Below are 2605 nucleotides of genomic sequence, written 5' to 3' on the forward strand. Positions count from 1 at the left end.
CTGATGAGGTCGTGCGGCTCACCAGCGCGGCGACGTCGGCCAACTCGCTGACTTCACGTCGGCATGCCGAACACCGGCTCAGATGCGCGGCGTAGTCGGCGCGCTCGGGCGGGTTCAAGGCACCCAAGAGGAAGACGCCGCTGTCCACGAGACGTGGACACTCCGCCTGATCGAGCTCGGGACCGGAGGCGTTCACGACGCCACCCGCGCAGGATCCGACGTTCTCGGGGCGGAGCCGGCAGCGCGCAGCGACGGCGCGAGCGCACCGGAGGAGCCGAATGGGAGCGGACGGCGTGGGCGCCGGACGGCACCACCAGATGAGCGCTGTTCCGACCTGGCGAAGGCGAGCAAGGCCTGCGCGTGCTCGTCGTGCATCAGCCGCAGCGGTTCCGTCGAGACGTCGATGGGAACGCCGAGGGGCGGCGAAGTGCTCGACGGGGATCGGTGGAGGCGGCGCCGGTGCCTGGCCGGAACGGAGGTCACCTCTGTCGATAGGTCGCCTGGTTACGCGGCGATCAGCGGTGACGGTGTCCGGCATCGATCCTGAACGAAGCCGCCTGCCCCTCTCGTGTTGGTAGGTGCGCGCCGGGCCGTCCCGGCGTTCGGCGCGAGGAGTTCTCGTGCCGACCGACACGATCCGGTACCTCCTCGACCAGACGGTGCCGGGTGTTCAGCGCAGGCGTGAGCCGATCTTGACATTGTGCTCGGTGGTGCGCGGGTCATCGTTTCCGTGGATGGGTGTGGTGATGCTGCCCGCATGCTGGTTCTGCCGGTGGCTCTCGCCGCTCGTCGTGGCGGGATGCAAGGCCAACCGGTGAGAACGGGCAGCGTGGTGAGCCGGCCGAGCGCGGCGGCGAGGTCGTGCGCCAGGACCGCTGATTACGCAGCCACCGCCGGCGCTGCCCGCGGGTCAGCCTCGCTGCGACGTGCAGGATCCGGTGGCGCAGCGTCTTCAGCTCGGCCTTCGCCGTGAAGGAGCAGGTGCTGGGTCCAGGCGATCACGTCGACCACGATCATCACGAGAGCCTGCACGGACCCGGCTTCGATCCAGTCAGCAGATGATGTTGGTGTCGAAGCCGTGGGCGTCGGTGTACTGGACCATCTCGGTTCTGGCCCCGGTGAAGCTCGCGGCACACGCCGTGAGCGCGGTGGTGCTGTTGCCGGAGGTGGCGATCCAGAGCGGCAGAGCATAGAGCGCGTGGTTCGCGGCGAACTCCTTGCGCCAGGCGGCCTTGTAGGAGGCCGCCGACGAGCCGGCGTACCCGCCGGTGATCCGCTTCCACTGGAAAGGTGTGGAGTAGAGCCCGATCCTGGTCACGCCGTGGCTGCGCAGATAGTCGTACATGCCCTGCAACACGGCGGTGTTCGACACCCCGTCGCCGTGCCAGGCGTTTCGCGTCTCGACGTCGAGCCACCAGTGCACGCCCGCGACAGCACTGTTAGCGGTCCTTGCCCGGGCGAGGGTGTCGGCGCCCGCGTGCCAGCCGTAGTCGTAGGCGCAACCCGGGTCCGTCGTAGACCTGCTGTCGGCGCACAGCGCCGGGTCCTTCGCGCCGGTCGCGGGCCAGTAGAACGGGCTGCTTGGCGCGGGGTTGGCAGTGTTCACATAGACCGAGGCACCCGAGGGTGTGGCCGCGGCCCAGCGATACTGCCGGGTCAGACACGGGTTGGCGGAGAACGGGTGCCCGTTGTTGATGCCGACGATGCCGAAGGTGCCGTCGGTCGGCGGCGCAACGTTGCACTGCGGGTAGGAGATGTCGTGGCCGAAGACTCGCGTACCGGCGGCCCATGCCGTCGACATCGTCGCGGCGGTGATCAACGTCGTCAGTGCCGCCAGCACAACCACTCTCACCCAGATGGCCGTTGTGCGGGGGGCCTTATCTGCGGTTCCGAATGCAGGCCGCGGCCACGGGGCGAATTCGGTGGACGATGTTGTTCGGCGGCGGGCTCGACGCAAACAGTTGATCACTGAATGGCACCCTTCGAGTGATGCACGCGCAACGACAGAGTAGGCGGTTGCTACCGGGGACTCTCGCGAGAGAACACCAAACTGTTACGCGGGAGCACACCCTTGACCCAAGGGAGTCGACGTCGCCAAAGCATGTCCAGCAGAGCGTCTTGTTCATCGACGCCGAACCGACCGAGCTCATCCGGCCGCATACTACGCTCCAGGACCACATCGGACCTCAAAACGGACTCGACCCTCATTTGCGACTTCGGGCCTCTCGGCATGCGATGATCGTCGCGCTCTGACCGGCTCTGCCACTGCACCACACCGGCGAGGATCGCTGACGCGATGCACTGAACGATGCGCTCAGTGCCCGACGACTACAGAAGATCACGCGGCATCCACGAAACACCAGGCCCGGGGACTTGACCCGTTCACCGTTATGAGATCCCGCCGCGGGCCACGACGAAGACCGCCGACGATCTACTCGGCCACTACCGCCCAAGTCAACGACCCTCGATTCCCTGACACTAGACCGTATGAGGGGCCGGCGCCTCGCTCGTAAGTTGGCGCGGGTCACCGTCACGGCGGGTGGCGGTGCCGCATTTACGGGAGGCGCCGGTGCTGATGGAGCGTACGTGCGTGGGCCTGGATGTT

At 67.3% G+C, this 2605-nt stretch carries 3 protein-coding genes; 1 reads left to right on the top strand and 2 read right to left on the bottom strand.

Annotation, left to right across the window (positions count from 1 at the left end; genetic code table 11):
• The coding region (locus JWR81_RS05930; protein ID WP_297647734.1) for a zf-HC2 domain-containing protein at window positions 1-196 on the bottom strand (196 nt) is incomplete at its 3' end.
• A gap of 424 nt (window positions 197-620) precedes the next feature.
• Here JWR81_RS05930 and JWR81_RS05935 point away from each other — a divergent pair.
• Window positions 621-818: a hypothetical protein gene (locus tag JWR81_RS05935; protein WP_297647747.1), complete on the top strand. Its 198-nt coding sequence runs from the start codon at window positions 621-623 to the stop codon at window positions 816-818.
• Window positions 819-1051: 233 nt separating this feature from the next.
• On the opposite strand, the gene JWR81_RS05940 is transcribed toward JWR81_RS05935, so the two are convergent.
• Window positions 1052-1852 carry a hypothetical protein gene (locus JWR81_RS05940; protein ID WP_297647750.1) on the bottom strand — a complete coding sequence of 267 codons (801 nt, stop codon included), beginning with the start codon at window positions 1850-1852 and terminating at the stop codon, window positions 1052-1054.
• Between the last annotated feature and the right edge of the window lie 753 nt (window positions 1853-2605).

This window comes from Pseudonocardia sp., from assembly GCF_025965585.1.
Taxonomy (GTDB): Bacteria; Actinomycetota; Actinomycetes; order Mycobacteriales; family Pseudonocardiaceae; genus Pseudonocardia.